Annotated in this window: 19 protein-coding genes and 1 pseudogene; 7 read left to right on the top strand and 13 right to left on the bottom strand. The window is 73.8% G+C overall.

The annotated features are described in order from the left end of the window. Positions 1-46 precede the first annotated feature (46 nt). The gene (locus AB0O01_RS28455) at positions 47-1,441 is read right to left on the bottom strand and encodes an FAD-dependent monooxygenase (RefSeq protein ID WP_365317723.1); all 1,395 of its coding nucleotides are present in this window, start codon (positions 1,439-1,441) and stop codon (positions 47-49) included. A 96-nt stretch (positions 1,442-1,537) separates the two neighbouring features. On the opposite strand from AB0O01_RS28455, the gene AB0O01_RS28450 reads away from it, so the two are divergent. From AB0O01_RS28450 to AB0O01_RS28440, 3 genes are all read left to right on the top strand, one after another. Next, positions 1,538-2,230 carry a TetR/AcrR family transcriptional regulator gene (locus AB0O01_RS28450; RefSeq protein WP_365317721.1) on the top strand — a complete coding sequence of 231 codons (693 nt, stop codon included), beginning with the start codon at positions 1,538-1,540 and terminating at the stop codon, positions 2,228-2,230. 88 nt (positions 2,231-2,318) lie between these two features. Beyond that, the gene (locus AB0O01_RS28445) at positions 2,319-2,834 is read left to right on the top strand and encodes a DinB family protein (protein ID WP_365317720.1); all 516 of its coding nucleotides are present in this window, start codon (positions 2,319-2,321) and stop codon (positions 2,832-2,834) included. A 175-nt stretch (positions 2,835-3,009) separates the two neighbouring features. Then, entirely contained in the window at positions 3,010-3,504 is a 495-nt protein-coding gene (locus AB0O01_RS28440; protein WP_365317719.1) for a hypothetical protein, read from the top strand. 42 nt (positions 3,505-3,546) lie between these two features. Here AB0O01_RS28440 and AB0O01_RS28435 read toward each other — a convergent pair whose 3' ends face one another. The 7 genes from AB0O01_RS28435 to AB0O01_RS28405 form a co-directional block, all read right to left on the bottom strand. Next, positions 3,547-4,179: a hypothetical protein gene (locus AB0O01_RS28435; protein ID WP_365317717.1), complete on the bottom strand. Its 633-nt coding sequence runs from the start codon at positions 4,177-4,179 to the stop codon at positions 3,547-3,549. A gap of 125 nt (positions 4,180-4,304) precedes the next feature. Beyond that, complete coding sequence (ung, locus tag AB0O01_RS28430; RefSeq protein WP_365317715.1) at positions 4,305-4,988, bottom strand: uracil-DNA glycosylase; 684 nt, start codon at positions 4,986-4,988, stop codon at positions 4,305-4,307. Positions 4,989-5,197: 209 nt separating this feature from the next. After that, a complete protein-coding gene (locus AB0O01_RS28425; protein ID WP_365317713.1) occupies positions 5,198-6,778 on the bottom strand; it encodes an ABC transporter substrate-binding protein in 1,581 nt (526 codons plus the stop codon). 380 nt (positions 6,779-7,158) lie between these two features. After that, a complete protein-coding gene (locus AB0O01_RS28420; RefSeq protein WP_365317711.1) occupies positions 7,159-7,920 on the bottom strand; it encodes an SDR family oxidoreductase in 762 nt (253 codons plus the stop codon). Positions 7,921-7,984: 64 nt separating this feature from the next. After that, positions 7,985-8,746 carry a 3-oxoacyl-ACP reductase FabG gene (gene fabG, locus AB0O01_RS28415; RefSeq protein WP_365317708.1) on the bottom strand — a complete coding sequence of 254 codons (762 nt, stop codon included), beginning with the start codon at positions 8,744-8,746 and terminating at the stop codon, positions 7,985-7,987. Positions 8,747-9,453: 707 nt separating this feature from the next. Continuing rightward, entirely contained in the window at positions 9,454-9,870 is a 417-nt protein-coding gene (locus tag AB0O01_RS28410; protein WP_365318011.1) for a DUF3037 domain-containing protein, read from the bottom strand. A 29-nt stretch (positions 9,871-9,899) separates the two neighbouring features. Continuing rightward, the gene (locus AB0O01_RS28405) at positions 9,900-10,664 is read right to left on the bottom strand and encodes a HipA family kinase (RefSeq protein ID WP_365317706.1); all 765 of its coding nucleotides are present in this window, start codon (positions 10,662-10,664) and stop codon (positions 9,900-9,902) included. Between the two features lie 272 nt (positions 10,665-10,936). Here AB0O01_RS28405 and AB0O01_RS28400 point away from each other — a divergent pair, with 272 nt between their 5' ends. Then, entirely contained in the window at positions 10,937-11,440 is a 504-nt protein-coding gene (locus AB0O01_RS28400) for a Rieske 2Fe-2S domain-containing protein (RefSeq protein ID WP_365317704.1), read from the top strand. Positions 11,441-11,456: 16 nt separating this feature from the next. Here the strand turns inward: AB0O01_RS28400 and AB0O01_RS28395 are convergent, their stop codons facing one another. Then, entirely contained in the window at positions 11,457-12,044 is a 588-nt protein-coding gene (locus tag AB0O01_RS28395; protein WP_365317703.1) for an isochorismatase family protein, read from the bottom strand. Positions 12,045-12,059: 15 nt separating this feature from the next. Here AB0O01_RS28395 and AB0O01_RS28390 point away from each other — a divergent pair. Further along, positions 12,060-12,290: pseudogene (locus tag AB0O01_RS28390) on the top strand (pyridoxamine 5'-phosphate oxidase family protein); the annotation flags it as partial. Between the two features lie 3 nt (positions 12,291-12,293). On the opposite strand, the gene AB0O01_RS28385 reads toward AB0O01_RS28390, so the two are convergent. Further along, positions 12,294-13,250, bottom strand: coding sequence for a LysR family transcriptional regulator (locus AB0O01_RS28385; RefSeq protein ID WP_365317701.1), 957 nt, complete (start codon positions 13,248-13,250; stop codon positions 12,294-12,296). 94 nt (positions 13,251-13,344) lie between these two features. Here AB0O01_RS28385 and AB0O01_RS28380 point away from each other — a divergent pair, with 94 nt between their 5' ends. Then, on the top strand, positions 13,345-14,349 hold the full coding sequence (locus AB0O01_RS28380; RefSeq protein WP_365317699.1) for a DMT family transporter: 1,005 nt from the start codon (positions 13,345-13,347) through the stop codon (positions 14,347-14,349). A gap of 166 nt (positions 14,350-14,515) precedes the next feature. Here the strand turns inward: AB0O01_RS28380 and AB0O01_RS28375 are convergent, their stop codons facing one another. Continuing rightward, positions 14,516-15,856 (bottom strand): aminotransferase class I/II-fold pyridoxal phosphate-dependent enzyme, encoded by a 1,341-nt coding sequence (locus AB0O01_RS28375; RefSeq protein ID WP_365317697.1) that lies wholly within the window; start codon positions 15,854-15,856, stop codon positions 14,516-14,518. A 47-nt stretch (positions 15,857-15,903) separates the two neighbouring features. Between AB0O01_RS28375 and AB0O01_RS28370 the strand changes: the two genes are divergently transcribed. Next, positions 15,904-16,632 (top strand): pyridoxamine 5'-phosphate oxidase family protein, encoded by a 729-nt coding sequence (locus AB0O01_RS28370; RefSeq protein WP_365318010.1) that lies wholly within the window; start codon positions 15,904-15,906, stop codon positions 16,630-16,632. A 284-nt stretch (positions 16,633-16,916) separates the two neighbouring features. On the opposite strand, the gene AB0O01_RS28365 is transcribed toward AB0O01_RS28370, so the two are convergent. Both AB0O01_RS28365 and AB0O01_RS28360 read right to left on the bottom strand, forming a co-directional pair. Then, positions 16,917-17,828 (bottom strand): EamA family transporter, encoded by a 912-nt coding sequence (locus tag AB0O01_RS28365; protein WP_365318008.1) that lies wholly within the window; start codon positions 17,826-17,828, stop codon positions 16,917-16,919. 377 nt (positions 17,829-18,205) lie between these two features. Beyond that, positions 18,206-19,213 (bottom strand): EamA family transporter, encoded by a 1,008-nt coding sequence (locus AB0O01_RS28360; protein ID WP_365317695.1) that lies wholly within the window; start codon positions 19,211-19,213, stop codon positions 18,206-18,208. Positions 19,214-19,221 lie beyond the last annotated feature (8 nt).

Here is a 19,221-nt window from a genome sequence, read left to right as displayed (position 1 = left end):
CTCCCCAGGGTCAGTCAGTCGTTCAGTCGTTCAGTCAATCAGTCGTTCAGTCAGTCAGTCGCTCAGGCGTTCGCCCGCCGTCGTCTGATCGGAGCATACGGGGTCGGCCGCGGCGGTCTCCGGCCACGGGGCCGGATCCTGGGGTGGGCCCCGCGGCCGGGCCCTGGGACTGATCCTGGGGCGGGATCTGGGCCGGGTCCTGGGGCGTGTCCTGGGGCGGGCGCCAGTCGGCGATGCCGTCGAACCCCTTCAGGAAGAGCGCGGGCCCGGCGATCCTCGACAGCGCCGACAGCGCCGTGTCCCGTACGGCGACGGCGGTGCGGCCGGCGGTGAGGTTGAGGCGGGAGACCCGTACCGCCTGGCGGGCGATGCGGGTGGTCCTCGGCAGCCGGGCGGCCGAGTAGGCGGCGAGGTCGGTGTGGTGGTGGGCCAGGACGACGGCGTCCTCGATGGCCTGGTTGCCGCCCTGGCCCAGGGTCGGCGGCATGGCGTGCGCGGCGTCGCCGAGCAGCGCGACCCGGCCGCGGTGGAAGGCGGGCAGCGGCTCGGCGAGGTGGTGGACGTCGTGGCGCAGGACGTCCTCGGGGCGGGTGGCGGCCAGCACCGCCGGGATCGGGTCGTGCCAGTCGCCGTAGCGGCGCAGCAGTTCGGCGCGTTCGTCGGCGGCGCGTTCCCCGGCGGGGGCGAGGGCGGCGGCGTAGGCGTAGATACGGCCGTCCTTGAGGGGGTGGGTGCCCCAGATCCGGCCGCGCCCCCAGGTCTCGTGCGCGGCGAAGGCGACGCCGGGCAGCGGGACGACGATCCGCCAGGTGGTGAACCCGGCGTAGACCGCCCCGGGGTGGTCCGGGAAGAGCGCGCGGCGCACGGCGGACTGGATGCCGTCGGCCGCCACCACCAGGTCGGCCGCCGTCTCGTCGCCCTCGGCGGTACGGACGCGGGCCGGGCGGCCCGGATCACCCGGGTCGCCGGGGTCGACGAGGGCGGTGTCGGCCGCCGTGCGGACCGTGCCCTCGGGGAGCCGGGCGGCGAGGGCGTCGATGAGCGTGGCGCGGTGCAGCAGCACGAGCGGTCCCCCGAACCGCTCGGCCACCGCGTCGGCGCTGGACCGGGAGAGCCAGCGCCCGCCCGGGGTGCGCACCCCGCCGTCGCCCTGCCAGGCGGCCAGCGCGCGGATCTCGTCGCCGAGTCCGAGGGTGTCGAGGGCGCGCAGGGAGTTGGGCGCGAGGGAGATCCCGGCGCCGACGGGTTCCAGCGACGGGGCGCGCTCCAGGACGGTGACCCGCACTCCGCGCCGGTGCAGGGCGACGGCCGCGGTGAGCCCGCCGATCCCCCCGCCGACGACCACGGCGGTCCGGACCGCGCCCGGCGCCCCCGCCCGCCCTTGCGCCCCCCGCGCCTCCGGTACCCCTGATGTCCCTGGTGCCTCCGGTGTCCCGCGCATGGCTCCTCCTCGGACGCCGACCCGCTCACTACATCCGTAGTGACCCTTGTGGTGACGACTTTACTACAGGTGTAGTGGGAGAGGTAGATTGCCTCCATGCCCGAGCGCCCCGCCCCCACCACCCCGGCCACCCCCACCACCTCCGCCGCCCCCGCCACCCCGACCACCCCCGTCACTCCCGCGCCCCCCTCTCCCACCCCCTCCCCCACCGGCAACCCCCGGGCCGAGCTGGTCGCCGACACCTCCATCGCGCTGCTCGCCGAACGCGGGATGCGGGGGCTGACCCATCGCGCGGTGGACGAGGCCGCCGGGCTCCCGCAGGGCTCCACCTCCAACGTGGCCCGCACCCGCCAGGCCCTGCTGGAGCTGGCGGTGCGTCGGCACGCCGAACGCGAGGCCCGCGTCCTGGCCCTCGGGGAGATGCCCGATCCGCGCGGCGGCCGGGACGCCGTCGCCGACGCGCTGGCGCTGGCCGTGCACCGCACCCTCACCGACCACCGCGACCTGCTGATCTCCCGCTACGAACTCGCCCTGGAGGCCACCCGCCGCCCCGAACTGCGCGCCTTCTACGACGCGACCGGCGCCGTCTTCCGCGCCCACCTCACCGCGCTGGTCGCGGCCCTGGGCTCGACCGCCCCCGCCCGTCACGCCCTCTCGCTGATCGCCTGGGCGGACGGGCTGATGTTCACCTGCGCGGCCGGTTCCTACAGCGCCGAGGTGCCGGACCTCGCGGAGTTGCGGGCCGGGGTGCGCGAACTGCTCGCGGGGCTGCTGGGCGACAACGGCTGACCTGCGCGGACACCTCCGGCGCCCGGATTCCGGCCCGCCCCCGATAAGCCGTGGCCAGGGCCCGCCGCCTCGGGTGAGGATGGCCCCCATGACCATCGAACGCAATGAACCTTCGCGGGCCGCCGACGAGCGCACCATGCTGGACGGCTGGCTGGAATACCACCGCGCCACCCTCGCGGCGAAGTGCGAGGGCCTCACCGACGAGCAGCTCAGGACCAAGTCGGTGCCGCCGTCCGAACTGTCCCTGCTGGGGCTGGTACGGCATATGGCGGACGTGGAGCGCGGCTGGTACCGCAGGGTGCTGGCCGGGGAGGACGCCCCGCCGATCCACTACACCGACGACGACCTCGACGGCGACTTCCGCACCGGCCCGGCCGACACCTGGGAGCAGGCGTACGCCACCTGGCAGGAGGAGATCGCCGCCGCCCGCCGCCACGCGGCCGATTTCGCCCTGGACGACCTCGCCAAGGGCAAGCACCGCCACCGCGGCGACGAGCCCTTCAACCTGCGCTGGATCCACACCCACATGATCGAGGAGTACGCCCGCCACAACGGCCACGCCGATCTGCTGCGCGAGGCCATCGACGGCAGCACCGGGGACTGACGGAGGCGGTCATCGGGGCGGGCCCGCACGCCGTCGACCGTGCGGGCGCCCCGGGGCACCGCCGGGGGCCACCTCGGGGGGGGACCCCGCCGGTCGGGCCCCGGGATCACCCGTGCGGGTCATCCCGCGCCTGTCCGGTGCCGGGAACCGGGCCCGAGCCAGCAGAGTGGCCCGGGTGCATCGAACGACGACCACCGCCACGCTCCTGGTCACCGTGGCCGTCTCGGCCCTCACCGGCTGTACGACGGTCCACCCCCCGGCCGCGCCCGCCCCGGTGGCGACACCGGTACGGCCCCCGGTGCCGGAGCCGGACGGCAGCTCGGGGCCGCAGATCGTGCAGGCCCCGGCCCGAGAGGCGCTGGAGCTGATCGGCCCGGCCCGGCCGCACGCCGGCCGGCGGACGGCCCCGGCCGCACGCCCCGCCGTACCGCCCCCGTCCACCAGGGCTCCGGTACCCGGGCCGAAGACCCCGCGCGCCACGCCCCGCCCGCGCACACCGGCCCCGGCGCCCCGGCCGTCGCGCAGACCGACCGCCCTGCCCGACCTCGCCGACGCCATCGGCAAGGACGTCCGCCGCCAGACCGATGTCTGCGCGCTGGGGCGGCGGTACGGCGGCTGGGACCCGGACAGCCCCGAGTCACGGATCTGCGAGCAGACGAACGGGCGGTGAAGCCCCCGGCTCCGGCCGCCAGCCGAGGCGCGGCCAGGGTCATCACCGGTACGGGCGGCCGTCCCCTCCGGGTCTCCCGTCCGGGTCGTCACCGGGTCTCCCGTCCCGGTCGTCACCGGGTTCCCCCTCCGGGGCGTCACCGGGTTCCCTCTCTGATCCCCCGCCCCGCCCTTCTCCCAGTTCCCCGCCCAACCCCCCGCCCAGTTCGGCGAGCCGGGCCTCCAGGCGGCCGAGGGTGGTGCGGAGCCCGAGGCCGTGGCCGTCGTCGGGCAGCCGGGAGCAGGCGTGACGGGCACGGGCCGCATGGCTGCGGGCGGCGTCGGCGCGGTCCAGTTTCAGATAGTCGGCGGCCAGGTTCAGATGCAGGGCGGGGTAGAACGCCCGGACCGCGACGGCGCTCTCGTGGTCGGCGGGGTGCAGTGCGGTGAGTTCCTCGGCCGCGGCCAGCGCCCTGAGGTCCCAGGCGAGTTCGTCGGCCGGGTCGTCCTGGGTGTCGGCGAGGTAATGGGCGAGGGTGCAGCGGTGCAGGGGGTCGCCGTGCTCACCGGTCTCGGTCCACAGCCGCAGCAGCCGGTCCCGGGCCTCCTCGCGGTCGCCCGCGTGGTGGAGCATGACGCCCTGCCCGATCCGGGTCAGTACGGCGTCCGGCACCGACTGCTGCTGTCGCTCCGTCATCACGGCCTCCGCGCGCTCACCGACTGTCCGGCACCGACGCTAGCCGCCACCGGGGGCGATCACGCTGAGGCAGGCCCGGCCGACCCGTACGGGACGGGGGGGACGGGACCGGCCCGGCGGGCGGCTCAGCCGAGGTCGGGGATCGTCCAGTCGATCGCGGTGTGGCCCTGGCGGGCCACAGCCTCGTCGATCTGGGTGAAGGGGCGGGAGCCGAAGAACTTCTTCGCGGAGAGCGGGGAGGGATGGGCGCCCTTGACCACGACATGCCGGTTCTCGTCGATCAGCGGCAGCTTCTTCTGGGCGTAGTTGCCCCACAGCACGAAGACCGCCGGGTCGGGCCGGTCGGCGACCGCGCGGATCACCGCGTCGGTGAACTTCTCCCAGCCCTTGCCCTTGTGGGAGTTGGCCTCGCCGGAGCGGACCGTGAGCACCGCGTTGAGCAGCAGCACACCCTGGGTCGCCCAGGGCATCAGATAGCCGTTGTCCGGGATCGGGGTGCCCAGCTCCGCGTGCATCTCCTTGTAGATGTTGCGCAGGGACGGCGGGATCCGCACCCCCGGGCGCACCGAGAAGCACAGGCCGTGGCCCTGGCCCTCGCCGTGGTACGGGTCCTGGCCGAGGATCAGGACCTTCACCTGGTCGTAGGGCGTGGCGTCGAGGGCGGCGAAGACCTCCTCGCGGGGCGGGTAGACGGGGCCGTTCGCCCGCTCCTCCTCCACGAAGTCCGTCAGCTCCTTGAAGTAGGGCTGCTGGAGCTCGTCGCCCAGGACTCCGCGCCAGGACTCGGGCAGCATGGCGATGTCGGTCACGTCAACTTCCTTACGCTGTATGTCACTTCGAGGCACCGGCCCGCCGGTCGGTCGGAGGGTCCGGTGATCCGGTGGTCCTCGGATCCTGGTTCCAGAACCTACAGGCGGCCACTGACAACCGGCCCCCCAGGGAAGGCCGGGGGCTGGTCAGGGGGAGGACCGGCGGGGGGAGAGCCGACGGGGGGAGCCGACGGGAGGGAGAACCGGGGCTACCAGCTCGTCTTCCGGGACAGCGTCCACACCATCATGATCGTCGACGGGTCGAGGGCCTGCTCCCCGCCGGAGATCTCCTCGCTGGCGGCGATGTACTGCTTGCCCTGCCACAGCGGCAGCAGCCGGGCGTCGTCCACCAGGATCTGCTGGGCATCCTCGAAGTCCTTCACCACCTGGGCGCGGTCGCTCTCGCGGCGCGAGCGGGGCAGCAGGACGGTGGTGATCTCCTCGGCCGGATAGGGCGTGCCCAGGGCGTTCTGGTCGCCGACGAAGGGGGCGATGAAGTTCTCGGCGTCGGGGAAGTCCGGGAACCAGCCGCGGCCGAAGACCGGGTACTCGCCCTTCTGGTAGCCCTCGACATAGGTCTTCCAGGGGCGGCTCTTCAGGGTGATCTCGAACAGGCCGGACTCTTCGAGCTGCCGCTTCAGCTCCTTGAAGAGGACGGCGGTCTCGGAGCCGTAGCGGTCCGTGGTGTACCAGAAGGTGAGCTTCACCGGGGTGGTGATCCCGGCCTCGGTGAGCAGTTCGCGGGCCTTGTCGGCGTCGGGGTCGCCGTAGTCGTCGAAGAAGCCGGTGGTGTGTCCGGTGAGGCCCTTGGGGACCATGGAGTACAGCGGCTCGACGGTGTCCTTGTAGATGTTGTGCGCGATGGAGGCGCGGTCGACCACCTGGGCGACGGCCTTGCGGACGGCGGGCTCGGCGGCCGTCGGGTCCTTGGGGTTGAACACCAGATAGGAGATGTCCGTCCCGGCGCCCTCCACGAGCTGGAGCCCGGAGTCGGGGTCGGTGCTCTGGAGGTCGACGATGTCGTTGGCGGCGAGACCCCGGTAGGTGAGGTCGATCCGCTTGGCCTTGAGGGCCTTGACCATCTCGCCGGAGTCCTGGAAGTAGCGGATGGTCACGGCGCTGTTGCGGCGGTCGGCGAAGCCCTTGTAGCTCTCGTTGCGGACCAGTTCGGCCTCGCTGTTCTCGGTGTACGAGGCGAGGCTGTAGGGGCCGGAACCGGTGACGGAGGTGCCCTCGCGCAGGGCGTCCGCCGGGTAGTGCTCGGGGTCCACGATCGACATGGCCGGGGTGGCCAGGACGAACGGGAAGGTGGCGTCGGAGGTCTTCAGGCGGAACAGCACCTGGTTGTCGCCCTCGGTGTCGACCTGTTCGAGACTGCCGAGGAGCCCGGCGGGGCCGCCGGCGACATCGATCTTCAGGATCCGGTCGAACGAGTGCTTGACCGCCTGCGCGTCGAGCTTGTGCCCGTCGGAGAAAGTGAGGCCGTCGCGCAGGGTGCAGCGGTAGGCCGTGTTGGAGGAGTCGGTGAACTCGCAGCTCTTGGCGGCGTCGGGCTGCGGGGTGGTCGCTCCGTTGGGGTAGCTCAGCAGGGTCTGGTAGATGTTCCGGTACAGCTCCCAGGAGCCGTCCCAGGAGGCGGCCGGATCAAGCGTGCTGGGCGCGCTCGTCGTCCCCACCACGATCGGCCGGCTGTCGTCGGACCCGTTGTCCGACAACACTCCGCATCCGGCCGCCAGGGATATGGACGCGATGGCGGCGACTGGCCGCAGGCATCGGTTCCGGTTGAACACGCGCTCGCTCCTCGATCTGCCATGCCAAGGGTTGGCAGACCCTACCGCAGCCCAAAGCCTTGTGAACCGCGCTTGAACGAGCCGATGGATCAACTCGGGAATGATTACGTTGTCATGGCCGAAAAGCGCGCCCCTGACGCCCGGTTGGACATCGGAAATCTCCCTTTCGGACACCCGGCGGGCACGGCACATGCACAGGGAATACACAGCAAGGGCGGGCTCCGGCCACCCGGGCGGAGGGCCACCCCGAACCGGCCACTCGAACACCCTCCGTCACGACTGCCTCGGCCCGCCCCGACACCGAGGACGAGCCCTCCCTCACGAGGACTGCCCCGGCCCACCCCGGCGTCGGAAACGAGCCCTCCGTCACGACGACCGCCTCAGCCCACCCCGGCGTTGAGGAAGAGCCCTCCGTCGACGGCCAGGGTCTGGCCGGTCACCCAGTCCGACTGGTCGGAGGTGAGGAACGCGGCGGCGCCCCCGATGTCGGAGGGGACGCCGAGCCGGCCCAGCGGATAGGCCGCGGCGGCCTCCTCCTCGCGCCCCTCGTACAGCGCCTGGGCGAACCTGGTCTTCACCACCGCCGGGGCGATGGCGTTGACCCGCACCTTCGGGGCGAACTCGTGCGCCAGTTGCACGGTCAGGTTGATCATCGCGGCCTTGCTGACGCCGTACGCGCCGATGAACGGCGACGGGGCGAGACCGGCGATGGAGGCGATGTTGACGATGGCGCCGCCGTTCTCCCGCTGCCAGGCGTGCCAGGTCTTCTGGGCGAAGCCGAGGGCCGAGACCACATTGGTCTCGAACACCTTGCGGGCCACGCCCAGGTCGAGGTCGGCGAGCGGGCCGAAGACCGGGTTGGTACCGGCGTTGTTGACCAGGAAGTCGACCCGGCCGAACGCCTCCATCACCCGCTCCACGGCGGCCGTCTGATGGGCCTCGTCATGGGCCTTGCCCGGGACGCCGATGACCCGGTCCGCGCCGAGCCGTTCGACGGCCTCCTGGAGGGCGTCCTCGTTGCGGCCGGTGATGCAGACCCGGTCACCGCGCGCGACCAGCGCCTCGGCGACGCCGTGGCCGATGCCCCGGCTGGCGCCGGTGATCAGCGCGACCCGGCCGGAGAGCGGCGGGAGTTCCGTCATGTCCGTGTCCTTTCCTGTCCTGTCCTGTCCTGTCCTTCCAGAGTCCCGGGGGGCCGCCGGGGTCTCAGTCGAGGGGTCCGCCCGCCACGTACAGGACCTGGCCGGAGACGAAGCCGGCGGCGTCGCCGGTGAAGAAGGCGATGGCGTTGGCGATGTCGTCGGGCTCGCCCACGCGCTGGACCGGGATCATGGTGGCGGCGGCGGCCTTGAAGTCCTCGAAGCCCATGCCGACGCGCTCGGCGGTGGCGGCGGTCATGTCGGTGGCGATGAAGCCGGGGGCGACCGCGTTGGCGGTGATGCCGAACTTGCCCAGTTCCTTGGCGAGCGTCTTGGTGAGGCCCTGGAGACCGGCCTTGGCGGCGGAGTAGTTGACCTGGCCGCGGTTGCCGAGCGCGGAGGACGAGGAGAGGTTGACGATCCGGCCGAACCCGGCGTCGACCATGTGCTTCTGGCAGGCGCGGGACATCAGGAAGGCACCGCGCAGATGGACGTTCATGACGGTGTCCCAGTCGGAGACGCTCATCTTGAACAGCAGGTTGTCGCGGAGCACCCCCGCGTTGTTCACCAGGACCGTGGGCGCGCCCAGTTCTCCGGCGATCCGCGCGACCGCCGCCTCGACCCGTTCCTCGTCGGCGACATCGCAGCCGACCGCGAGCGCGGTGCCGCCCGCCGCGGTGATGCTCTCCACGGTGTCCGCGCAGGCGGCCTCGTCGAGATCGAGCACGGCGACGGCCCGGCCCTCGGCGGCCAGCCGTACGGCGGTGGCGGCACCGATGCCGCGGGCCCCTCCGGTGACGATCGCGACGCGCTGCTCGGTGGTGGACATGGCGGCTACTCCTCGCCCTCGGGGATGCGGCTCCCGCGACCGACCCGACCCTAGAGGTGAGCGACCGCTTAGTACCTTCGGCAGAACGTGACGCTAGAAGCCCGGGCACCTGGTGTCAACGGGGCGCGGGGTGGATGTGATCGACGTGATCCATGTGATCCCTCACCGGGCCGGGGCTGCCCTCCGGGCCGGGGCGCCGGGCCGGGGTGCGCGGGGCCGGGGTGCGCGGGGCCGGGGTGCGCGGGGCCGGGGTGCGCGGGGCCGGGGTGCGCGGACCCTGGGGCTTCCGGACCCGGGGTGCGCGGGACCAGGGGCTTCCGGACCTGAGGTGCGCGGGCCCAAGGGCGGGCCCGGGGTGCGCGGACAGGGGGTGGCCCGGCCCCAGAGGTGCGCGGACCCGGATTCCCGGACACGGGGCTTCCGCACCTGGGCTTCCCAGACCTGGGGTGGCCGCACCCGGGGCGCCCGGACCCAGGGTTGCGCGGACCGGGCTTTCCGGGACACGGGGTGCCTGCACCTGGGTTTCCCGGACCCGGGGTGCGCGGACCCGGGTTTACCGGACCTGGGGGCTCCCGAACCCAGGGCTCCCGAACCTGAAGTGCCCGGCCCCGGGTTTCCCGCACCCGGGTTTCCCGCACCGGATTCCCGGACCCCGGGGTGCCCGGCCCCGGATTCCCGCACCCGGGATGCCCGCACCCCCGCGCCCCTCACTGCACCAGCAGATCCAGCAGCCGCCGTGTCTCCCCCTCCGGGTCCCGGGTCAGGCCCGTGTGCACCGGCCCCGGCTGCACCACCGTCGAACGCGGCGCGACCAGCCAGCGGAAACGGCGGCCGGCGTCGTCGTGGCCCGCCTGGCCCGCGGCCCCGCCGCCCGCGCACACCCCCTCCACCGCGCGGAGCGCGGCCCGCACGCCGGGTACGTCGGCCGCCGGGTCGAGGGCGAGGAGGCGGGCCTCGTCGAGGTGGGTGAGCGCCCCCAGGTACCCCCGCGCCCGGCAGTAGAGCAGGACACCCGCGTTGACGCACTCGCCGCGTTCCAGGCGCGGGACGACCCGCAGCAGGGCGTACTCGTAGACGTCCCGGTCGCCGCCCTGGCCCGCGCGGGTGATGTGACGCTCGGTCATGGCACCGGCCACATTGATCAACTGCCCGCTCACCGCGTGCCCTCCAGTCCGCCGATGCGCTCATGGACGGTCGCGGCGCGGGCCAGCAGAGGCCGGGCGTAGGCGCGGCGCAGGTCGTCCGGGGTGTCGAAGCCGGGTTCGCCGGTCAGCCAGGCGTCCGGGACGGCGGCGGTGACCTCGGAGAGCAGTTCCTCGGTGACGAGCGGCGCGAGCCGCTCCGCGGCGGCCCCGACGTCGGGGGCGAAGGACCGCAGGGCGTGGTCGGCGGCGTCGTAGGGGCGGGCGGCGGAGGCTTCGGCGCCGGGCCAGTTGTGGTGCCAGATCATCGTGGCGCCGTGATCGATGAGCCACAGGTCGCCGCGCCACATCAGGAGGTTGGGGTTGCGCCAGGAGCGGTCGACGTTGTTGACGAGCGCGTCGAACCAGACGACCCGGCCCGCCTCGGCGGCGCTCACCTCGAAGGCGAGCGGATCGAAGCCGACGGCACCGGAGAGGAAGTCCATGCCGAGGTTGGTGCCACCACTGCCCTTGAGCAGTTCCTGCACTTCGGGGTCCGGCTCGCCGAGCCCGAGTACGGCGTCCAGCGCCACGGTCACCAGCCGGGGCACCCGGAGCCCGAGCCTGCGGGCCAGTTCACCGCAGACCACCTCGGCGACCAGCGTCTTGCGGCCCTGCCCGGCGCCGCGGAACTTCAGGACGTAGGTCCCGAAGTCGTCGGCCTCGACCAGACCGGGCAGGGAGCCGCCCTCACGCAGGGGCGTGATGTAGCGGGTGGCGGTGACGTCCTTGAGCATCGCCCCAGGTTACTGGGGCGTTCACGGCCACCCCGGGCCGCCCCGGACCGTCCGCGTCTCGATCGGGTGAAGATCCGTGGGCCGGTGAACTCGTCCCGCGTGCCGTTCGTACTGAGGATTGAGATCGCGGAAACCTCGCGGACCCGGGAAGATCCGAATAGGCCCGAATAGATCCGAATACATCTCCATAGATCCGCATGCGTCTCCACAGAATCAAGTAGATCTGCGCAGATCCGGAAGATCACACAACGCCCCTGGAAAGGAACGTCAGGATGCCCAGCGAATCCCTGCACCGCACCGCACACCGCACCGCCCCTCCCCTCCGGCCCGCCCGCCGTACGGTCATGGCCGCGGCCGGGGCGACCGGGCTCGCCGTGGCGCTGACCGCGTGCGGCTCCGGGGACGACTCCGGGTCGGCGTCCGGCGCGGCGACCGAGGACGCGGCGTCACCGGGCGGCAGCGCCCCGGCCGAGAGCGGCGGCGGGGGCGGTACCCCGCTGGGCCTGACGTCGGAGATCCCCGAGGGCGGCGGCAAGGTCTTCGCCGACCAGGGCGTGGTGGTGACCCAGCCGGCGGCGGGGGAGTTCAAGGCGTTCTCGTCCAAGTGCACCCATCAGGGCTGCGCGGTGAAGGACGTGACGGACGGGGTGATCGTCTGCCCCTGTCATCAGAGCCATTTCTCGGCCGCCGACGGCAGTGTGCGGCAGGGCCCGGCGACCCAGCCGCTGCCGGAGACGCGGATCAGCGTGGAGGGCGACGAGATCCGGCTGGTCTGACACGGGACGGCCCCGGTCAGCGGCGGTGCCCGAGGCGGCTCAGGATCTCGTCGGTGGTCGTGACCGTGGCGACCAGGGCGAGGGTGTGCCGGATCATCGCGGGCACGTAGTCGGCGGGCACCCCGGCGACGGCGTCCGCCGGGGCGACGACGCGATGGCCCCGGTTCACCGCGTCGAACACGGCGTTGGGGATCGCCACATTGGCGGACACCCTGGTGACGATCAGTGTCCGGCAGCCCAGATTCCGCAGCAGCGCGTCCAGTCCGGTGCCCATGGACGGGTGACAGCCCGTGCAGTAGCCGTCGTACGACGATGTCCTCCTCGGTGACCTCGATCGGCGGGGCCTTGCGGTTGGCGGCGGCACGGCCGTCGGGGCGGCGTTCGGCGAGGGCGTGCACGACCTCTGGACGCCGGTCGCGTGCGCGGCGGCGACCAGCCGGGCGATCCGGGTGAGGGCGCCGGAGGCGCGGGCCTGCGCGGCGAGTTCGGGCAGGGCGCTGTCCGGCCCGACCACGGCCCGCTGGCACTCGACGGTGAGGAGCACGGTGGCCGCCGGGTCGGGCGGTTCCGCGCGCCGGTTCCGGTCCTGCGCCTGCGCCGCCATGGCTGCCCCTCTTGGCCGCGTGCCGGGGCGGTGGACTCCGGGCACGGGTACGGGGAGCTGAGCGGGCGGGCGGAGTTCGTGGGCGAGGCGCCCCGGACGGGTGGACCGGCGGGGGCGGAACTCGTCGGCGTGGAGCGGATGTTCGCGGCGGAGCACTTCGGCGGGGACGAGCTGCCGCACGACGGCCGGCACGCGTGGGCGCGTCCGGCGCCGGACGCGATCCGCTCGTGGGACTTCCGGAAACTGGGGCTATGGGGCAGGCGGGGTGCGGGTGGCGCCGGGGGCGGGTGGTGGGGTGACGGACGCGCCGATCTTCTCGCCCGCCGCGCGCAGCGCCCGCACGGCCGCCCGGATCGAGGGACGGCGGTCGGCGTCGGCGCGCCAGACGACGTAGACATGGCGGGTGATCCGCTGTCTGAGCGGGACGGTGACGACGCCGTGCGGCATCGGGTCGCGGCCGAGCAGCGGGGCGATGCAGACGCCGAGGCCGGCGGAGACCAGGCCGAGCTGGGTATGGGTCTCGGCGGCGCGATGGCCGAGGATCGGCTCGACCCCGCGTGAGCGCAGGGTGAAGACCAGCCACTCATGGCAGAACTCTCCCTCCCCCCAGGTGATCCACTCGTCGTCGGGGAACTCGGCGAGGTCCACCTCGTCCCGGTCGGCCAGCGGATGGTCCGCCGGGAGCGCCACGTCCGCCGGGTCGTCCAGGATGGGCGCCTTGACCAGTCCGTCGGGCAGCGGCAGCGGCTTGTTGTACCAGTCGAGGACCACCGCGAGATCGAGGTCACCGCGGACCACAGCGCGGATCCCGCCCTCGGGCTCCAGTTCGCAGGAGCGCAGCCGCAGTCCGGGGTGCTCGGCGCGCAGCGCGGACAGGGCGAGCGGGAACAGCCCGCGCGCGGCGGTCGGGAACGCGGACAGCCGCAGCTCCCCCACCACCTGCCCCCGCTGGGCCTCCAGATCGGACTGGGCGAGCTGCACCTGGGACAGGATGCGGGCCGCGTGCTCGGCGAGCAGCCGCCCGGCGTCCGTGAGCCGGACCCCCCGGCCGTGCTTGGCGAGAAGCTGCTGCCCGACCTCCCGCTCCAGCTTGGCCATCTGCTGGGAGACGGCCGAGGTCGTGATGTGCAACGCTTCGGCGGCGCCGCTGACGGAGCCGTGCCGGGCGAGCGCGTCGAGGGTCCGCAGCCGTTCGAGATTCAGCATGCCTCCAGCCTACGCACAATTAAGCACTGCTACGAGATACAGAGCATGAGATTTCGATTGTGCTACGAGGTTGTCCGGAGCCATCGTGGTCACCATGACCACCGCCGCCCGCACCACCGCCATCCCTGCCGCGAAGGTTCACCCGACCCCGATCTCGACCCCGATCCCGACCCCGACCCCGGCCCGCCGCCGACTGGACTGGCGGCTGCGTTTCGCCGCGCTGTCCCTGGTCTGGGGCTTCAGCTTTCTGCTGATCAAGGTGGGGACGGAGGGCTACGCCCCGTTCCAGGTCACCCTCGGCCGACTGGTGTTCGGTACGGCGGTGCTGGCGGTGGCGATGGCCGTGAAGCGGGAGCGGCTGCCGCGCGGGGCCCGCACCTGGGCGCATCTGACGGTCGCCGCCCTGCTGCTGAACGCCCTGCCGTTCTCGCTCTTCGCGTACGCCGAGCTGACCATCCCGTCCACCCTGGCCGGTATCTGCAACGCCACCTCGCCGCTGTGGGGCATGGCGTTGTCGTTGGTGGCGCTCTCCGAGGACCGGCCGACGCGGGTCCGGGTCGCCGGGCTCGGCATCGGCTTCCTCGGGGTGCTGACCGTGCTCGGGGCGTGGCAGGGCTTCAGCGGGCTGGACGTCACGGGGACGGCGCTGGCGCTGCTGGCCTCGCTGAGCTACGCGGTCGGCTGGATCTACGTCCGGCGCACGCTGGCCGGGTCCGGCGCGTCGCATCTCTCGCTCACCGGGGCCCAGTTGGCGGTGGCGACCGCGCAACTGGCGTTGGTGACGCCGCTGTTCACCTCGGCGCCGGACGGGTTCCATCCGGTGCCGGTGCTGGCGATCGTGGTGCTGGGGGCGATCGGTACGGGGTTCGCGGTGCTGGTGCAGTACGGGCTGGTGGCGGAGGTCGGGCCGACGACGGGTCAGTTGGTCACGTACTTCATCCCGGTCGTCGCGACCGGGGCGGGCGTGCTGGTGCTCGGCGAGTCATTGAGCTGGTCGACGCCGGTGGGGGCGGTGATCGTGATGGCGGGGGCGGCACTGACGCAGATGCGCCCCCGATCCGAACGCCGGGCCGGGACACGCCCCCCGTCCGAGCACTGAGCCGAGACCCGCCCCGCACCCCGACCCCGGCCCCGCACCCCCATCCGAACGCCGGACCGGGACACGCCCCTCAGGGGCGCGGGGAACTGCGCGACCAGCCACAACACACCCGCAGCCGCAATCACTCCCGCATCCCCACCCCCACCCCCATCACACACCCCCCGCCCTACCCCGAATGGCGCCCCACCCCGGGCCTGACCGCAAGGGCGATCACCTCCGCCAGCCCAGGCGCCTCCCCCGGCATCAACGCCGCGACCGTGACCCGCACCCCCGGCGGAGCCGACATCCGGAACCGGGCCCCGGGAGCCACCGCCCACCCCGCGTGCAGCAGCCGCGCCACCACCCCGGTCTCATCGGGCACCGGCACCCAGACATTGAGCCCGCTGCGCCCGTACGCCGGGACGCCGCGCTCGGCGAGAGCGCTGATCAGCGCGTCGCGGCGCTCGGCGTAGACCGCCGCGACCGCCCGGGTGTCCACCGCGCCGCTGCTCCACAGCCGCGCCACCGCCCGCTGGGTGAGCCGGCTGACCCAGCCGGGACCGAGGCGCTGGCGTCCGCGCACCCGGTCGAGGGTGACGGCGTCGCCGGTGAGGACGGCGAGGCGCAGATCGGGGCCGTACGCCTTGGCGGCCGAGCGGACGAACGCCCAGGAGCGGGTGGTCCCGGCCAGCGGGTGGAGCGGCAGGTCGACGATGCGGTGGCCGTGGTCGTCCTCGATCAGCAGGGTCCCGGGGTGGGCCGCGAGGATCTCGCGCAGGGCGCGGGCGCGGTCGGCGGCGAGGGCCGCGCCGGTCGGGTTCTGGGCGCGGTCGGTGACGATCAGGGCGTGGGCCCCGGCGCCGAGGGCGGCGCGTACGTCGTCGGGCAGGGGTCCGTCGTCGTCGACGCCGACCGGGACCGTGCGCAGGCCCAGGGCCGGGATCAGATCGAGGAGGCTGCCCCAGCCGGGGTCCTCGACGGCGACCGTGTCGCCGGGTTTCAGATGGGCGGCGAGGACGCGCTCGATGGCGTCCAGTGAGCCGGAGGCGACGGCGACGGGCCCGGCGGGAACGCCGTCGGCGTCCAGGTCGGCGCGGGCCCGGCGGACCAGGTCGGGTTCCTCGGGGTCGGCGCCGTACAGCACCGGGTCGCGGTCGGCCTGGGCGGCGGCCTCGGCGAAGACCCCGGCGAGGGCGGGCAGCAGGGCGGGGTCGGGGTTGCCCGCGGCCATGTCCCGCACGCCGTCCGGGACGTCCACCCGGATCTGCTCGCGCCCGGTCGTGGCCGGTTTCGCCCGGACCCGGCTGCCGCGCCGCCCGGCGGTCTCGATGACCCCGCGCTCGCGCAGGACCCGGTAGGCGGCGGCGACGGTGTTGGGGTTCACCCCCAGGAGCCCGGCCAGCTCCCGCATCGGCGGCAGCGACTGCCCCGGCCGCAGTTCGCCCGCCGCCACCGCGCGCTCCACGCTCGCGGAAATCTCCGCTGCGCCCCGTCCACTGATCGGATATTCTGCGTACTCTACTAGCACAAACCCTATTATGCACTAGTGCAATGAGGAGCGCCATGTCAGCCGCCATGCCGGCCACGCCGGGAACGAGCACGCAGGGAACGAGCACGCCGGGGACGGCCCCGACCACGCCGGGCACCGCCACCGGCTACACCCCCACCGACCGCACGGTCCCCACCCGCTCCGCCGACCGCGCCCGGTACGACAAGGAGATGGTCCACGCGATCCTCGACGAGGGGTATGTCTGCCATCTCGGCTTCGTCCGCGACGGCGCCCCGGTCGTGCTGCCCACGCTCTACGGCCGGGTCGGCGAGCGGCTCTACGTCCACGGCTCGACCGGTTCGCGTCCGCTGCGCATGACCGGCAAGGCCGACCCGGGGCTCCCGGTCTGTCTCACGGTCACGCATGTCGACGGCCTGGTCCTGGCCCGCTCCGCCTTCCACCACTCCATCAACTACCGCTCGGTGGTGGTGCACGGCATCGCCCATGACGTCACCGACCCCGACGAGAAGCGCGCGGCCCTGGACGCCCTGGTGGACCATGTCGTACCGGGCCGCGCCGCCGACTCCCGGCCCGCCAACCGCAAGGAACTGGCCGCGACCGCCGTCATCCGCCTCGACCTCGACCAGGTCTCCGCCAAGCTCCGCACGGGCGGGGTGAACGACGACCCCGAGGACCTCGACCTCCCCCACTGGGCCGGGGTGGTCCCGGTGCACAAGGGCTACGGCGCCCCGCTCCCGGACGCCGACCTCGCCCCCGGCACGGCCCTGCCGGACTATCTGGCGGCCCCTCGGTGAGACGGGCCCGCCGCCCCGAGCACACCACCCACGCCGCCCCACCCCGTCCGGGGACACCACCCACCCGGGGACACGGCCCACCCTGCCCCGCCCCCGGGTGCGACACCACCGCCCACCCACCCGGGGCACCCCACGCGGCCCCACCCAGGCGCACCGCACACCCCACCCGGGGCACCCCCACTCCGCCCCGCCCAGGCACACCGCCCGCACCACCCGCGCCACCCCCGGGTGCCACACCGTCCACCCCACCCCAGGAGCACCCCGGGACCGCGCCCCCTGCCCGTTCACCCCCTGACCACGGCCCCGCTCCCCCGCGTCTCCGCCCACGCCAGGCCCGCCACCGAGCCCAGCATCAGCAGGGTGCCGGCGACGGTCGCCGCCGTGAGGTGCTCGCCGAGCAGGACGACCGCGAGGAACGCCGCGCTGACCGGCTCCAGCAGCATGACCACCGACACCGTGGCGGACCGGACGACGGCCGCTCCGGCGAAGTACAGCGCGTAGGCGAGGGCGGTCGGGACGGCCGCGATGTAGACGATCAGCCAGACCAGCCGGACCGGGTCGGCGGTCTGCGGGACCAGCCCCTCGACGAGCGCGAACGGCAGCAGCAGCACGGTCGTCACCCCGAACGCCCGGACCGTCGTACGGGAGGAGTCGGTGTCGCCGTGGCGGCCCCACCAGCGGGTGAGCAGGGTCATCGCGCTGTATCCGGCCGCCGACACCAGCGCGAGCGCCACACCCGGGGGCCGTACGGAGGTGTCCCCGCCGCCGAGGACCAGCACCGCGAGTCCGGCGAGCGCCCCGGCGACCGCGACCGCGCCGCCGCGCCCCAGCCGTTCGCCCATGGTCAGCCGGGCCCCGAGCGCCATCAGGACGGGCCCGGCGCCGAGGGTGACGACGGTCGCGACGGCGAGCCCGGTGGCGGATACGGCGGCGAAGTAGGCGGTCTGGAACACCGCGAGGGCGAGGCCGACGGCTCCGGCGCGCAGCACCGCGCGGCGCGGCGGTTCGGGCACGGCGGGCGCCGCCGTCGGCCTGCGGCGAGGGCGCAGCACGCGCACGGCCAGCAGCAGGACCAGTCCGGCGGCACAGCGCCAGAAGGACAGGGCGACGGAGCCCATGTCGCTGGTCCGGTAGATGAGGGAGGCGGCGGCACCGGCGGTGCCCCAGGCCACTCCGGCGACCATCAGCCGGAGCAGCCCGCGCCCGACGGACGGCCGCCCGCCCCGGTGCTCGACGGAACCCGCCGGGGAAACTGAATCGAACCCGGAACCGGACCCGGACCCGGAACCGGAATCAGACCCGGAATGGAATCGGGAGGTGAACCCGGAACGGGAACGGGAAGGGGAACGGGAATCCCCGGCAGGGGAAGGGTGCATGGACACGCGTTCTCTCCGCAGTCGCGCCCGAGGCGCGGAAGTTCGGGAAGGGACCACCGCTGGGGCGGGGTCCGCGGACTTCGTCTGCGGGCAGCACCGTCACGCCCGGCGCATCACGCGGGGCGAGGGTTCCGGAGGGCCCGCCTCAGGCGGCCGGCGGCGGAAGGACGAGTGCGTTCGCATGCATGATCGACACCCTACGTCGCGGTTCCACGGGCCGACAACTCCCGTTCCACGCCCGCACCGGCCACGGGCCGCGCCCCGGACCCCTTGGCCGGAGTGGCGGACTGGGCGATGAACGCGCCGGTCAGCACGATCGCGCCGCCGATGATCTGCGGGGCGGAGAGATGCTCGCCGAGCAGCACCCAGGCCAGTCCGGTGGCGATGACCGCCTCCAGACACGCCACCACCCCGGCGACCTGCGGGGAGAGCCGCCGTACCGAGACCACCCCGGTGATGTACGCGATCACCGTGGCGACCAGCACGATCCAGCCGAGCAGGGCGAGGGCGGGGACGGCGGCGCCGTCCATGGCGGCGGTGCCGGTGAGAACGCCCCAGTCCATGCCCCAGGGGCGGGCGACGACGGTGAGCACGGCGGCGCCGATCAGCAGTCCGTAGGCGATCACCCCGAGCGGGTCGGGGGCGTCGGCGCCGGAATCGCTGCCCTGGTCGGCGAGGACGAAGTAGCCGACCTGGCAGCAGGCGGCGCCGAGCGCGAGCAGCAGCCCCACGGCGTCGAAGCTCAGCCCGGCCCAGACCTCCACCACACAGGCCAGACCGCCGACCGCGAGCACCACCCCGACCGCCGCGGCCCGGGTCACCGCCCGGCCCTGCACGAACCGCACCCAGCCGAGCACCAGCGCGGGCGCGAGGTACTCCACGAGCAGGGCGACGCCGACCGGGATCCGCGAGATGGAGGCGAAGTAGAACGCCTGGACCCCGGCCACGGCGAGCAGTCCGAACCCGGCGAGCAGCGCGGGGCGGCGGCGCAGCAGGGCCCGGTGGCGCACGGCGAGCGGCAGCATCACCAGGGCGGCCCCGGCGACCCGCAGCCACACCACGTGCAGCGGGTCGAGGCCCGCCTCGATCAGCGGCTTGGCCGCGACGCCGGATCCGCCGAAGGCGACGGCGGAACCGAGGGCGAGGCCCAGTCCGACGCCCTTGCCACGGCTGCCGTGGCTGCTCTGTGTCGTGCGCACCGGCACATGATGAC

This window comes from Streptomyces sp. NPDC093252, assembly GCF_040683675.1.
GTDB lineage: Bacteria > Actinomycetota > Actinomycetes > Streptomycetales > Streptomycetaceae > Streptomyces.
The sequence above is the reverse complement of the archived record's forward strand: the minus strand, read 5'-3'. Positions and strand labels throughout refer to the sequence as shown.

Excerpts from the sequence above, each read along its gene's own strand:
- AB0O01_RS28455 (WP_365317723.1), bottom strand. The coding sequence starts at position 1,441 with ATGCGCGGGACACCGGAGGCACCAGGGACATCAGGGGTACCGGAGGCG.
- AB0O01_RS28450 (WP_365317721.1), top strand. The coding sequence starts at position 1,538 with ATGCCCGAGCGCCCCGCCCCCACCACCCCGGCCACCCCCACCACCTCC.
- AB0O01_RS28445 (WP_365317720.1), top strand. The coding sequence starts at position 2,319 with ATGACCATCGAACGCAATGAACCTTCGCGGGCCGCCGACGAGCGCACC.
- AB0O01_RS28435 (WP_365317717.1), bottom strand. The coding sequence starts at position 4,179 with ATGACGGAGCGACAGCAGCAGTCGGTGCCGGACGCCGTACTGACCCGG.
- AB0O01_RS28420 (WP_365317711.1), bottom strand. The coding sequence starts at position 7,920 with ATGACGGAACTCCCGCCGCTCTCCGGCCGGGTCGCGCTGATCACCGGC.
- fabG (WP_365317708.1), bottom strand. The coding sequence starts at position 8,746 with ATGTCCACCACCGAGCAGCGCGTCGCGATCGTCACCGGAGGGGCCCGC.
- AB0O01_RS28410 (WP_365318011.1), bottom strand. The coding sequence starts at position 9,870 with ATGACCGAGCGTCACATCACCCGCGCGGGCCAGGGCGGCGACCGGGAC.
- AB0O01_RS28405 (WP_365317706.1), bottom strand. The coding sequence starts at position 10,664 with ATGCTCAAGGACGTCACCGCCACCCGCTACATCACGCCCCTGCGTGAG.
- AB0O01_RS28400 (WP_365317704.1), top strand. The coding sequence starts at position 10,937 with ATGCCCAGCGAATCCCTGCACCGCACCGCACACCGCACCGCCCCTCCC.
- AB0O01_RS28395 (WP_365317703.1), bottom strand. The coding sequence starts at position 12,044 with ATGGCGGCGCAGGCGCAGGACCGGAACCGGCGCGCGGAACCGCCCGAC.
- AB0O01_RS28385 (WP_365317701.1), bottom strand. The coding sequence starts at position 13,250 with ATGCTGAATCTCGAACGGCTGCGGACCCTCGACGCGCTCGCCCGGCAC.
- AB0O01_RS28380 (WP_365317699.1), top strand. The coding sequence starts at position 13,345 with ATGACCACCGCCGCCCGCACCACCGCCATCCCTGCCGCGAAGGTTCAC.
- AB0O01_RS28370 (WP_365318010.1), top strand. The coding sequence starts at position 15,904 with ATGCCGGCCACGCCGGGAACGAGCACGCAGGGAACGAGCACGCCGGGG.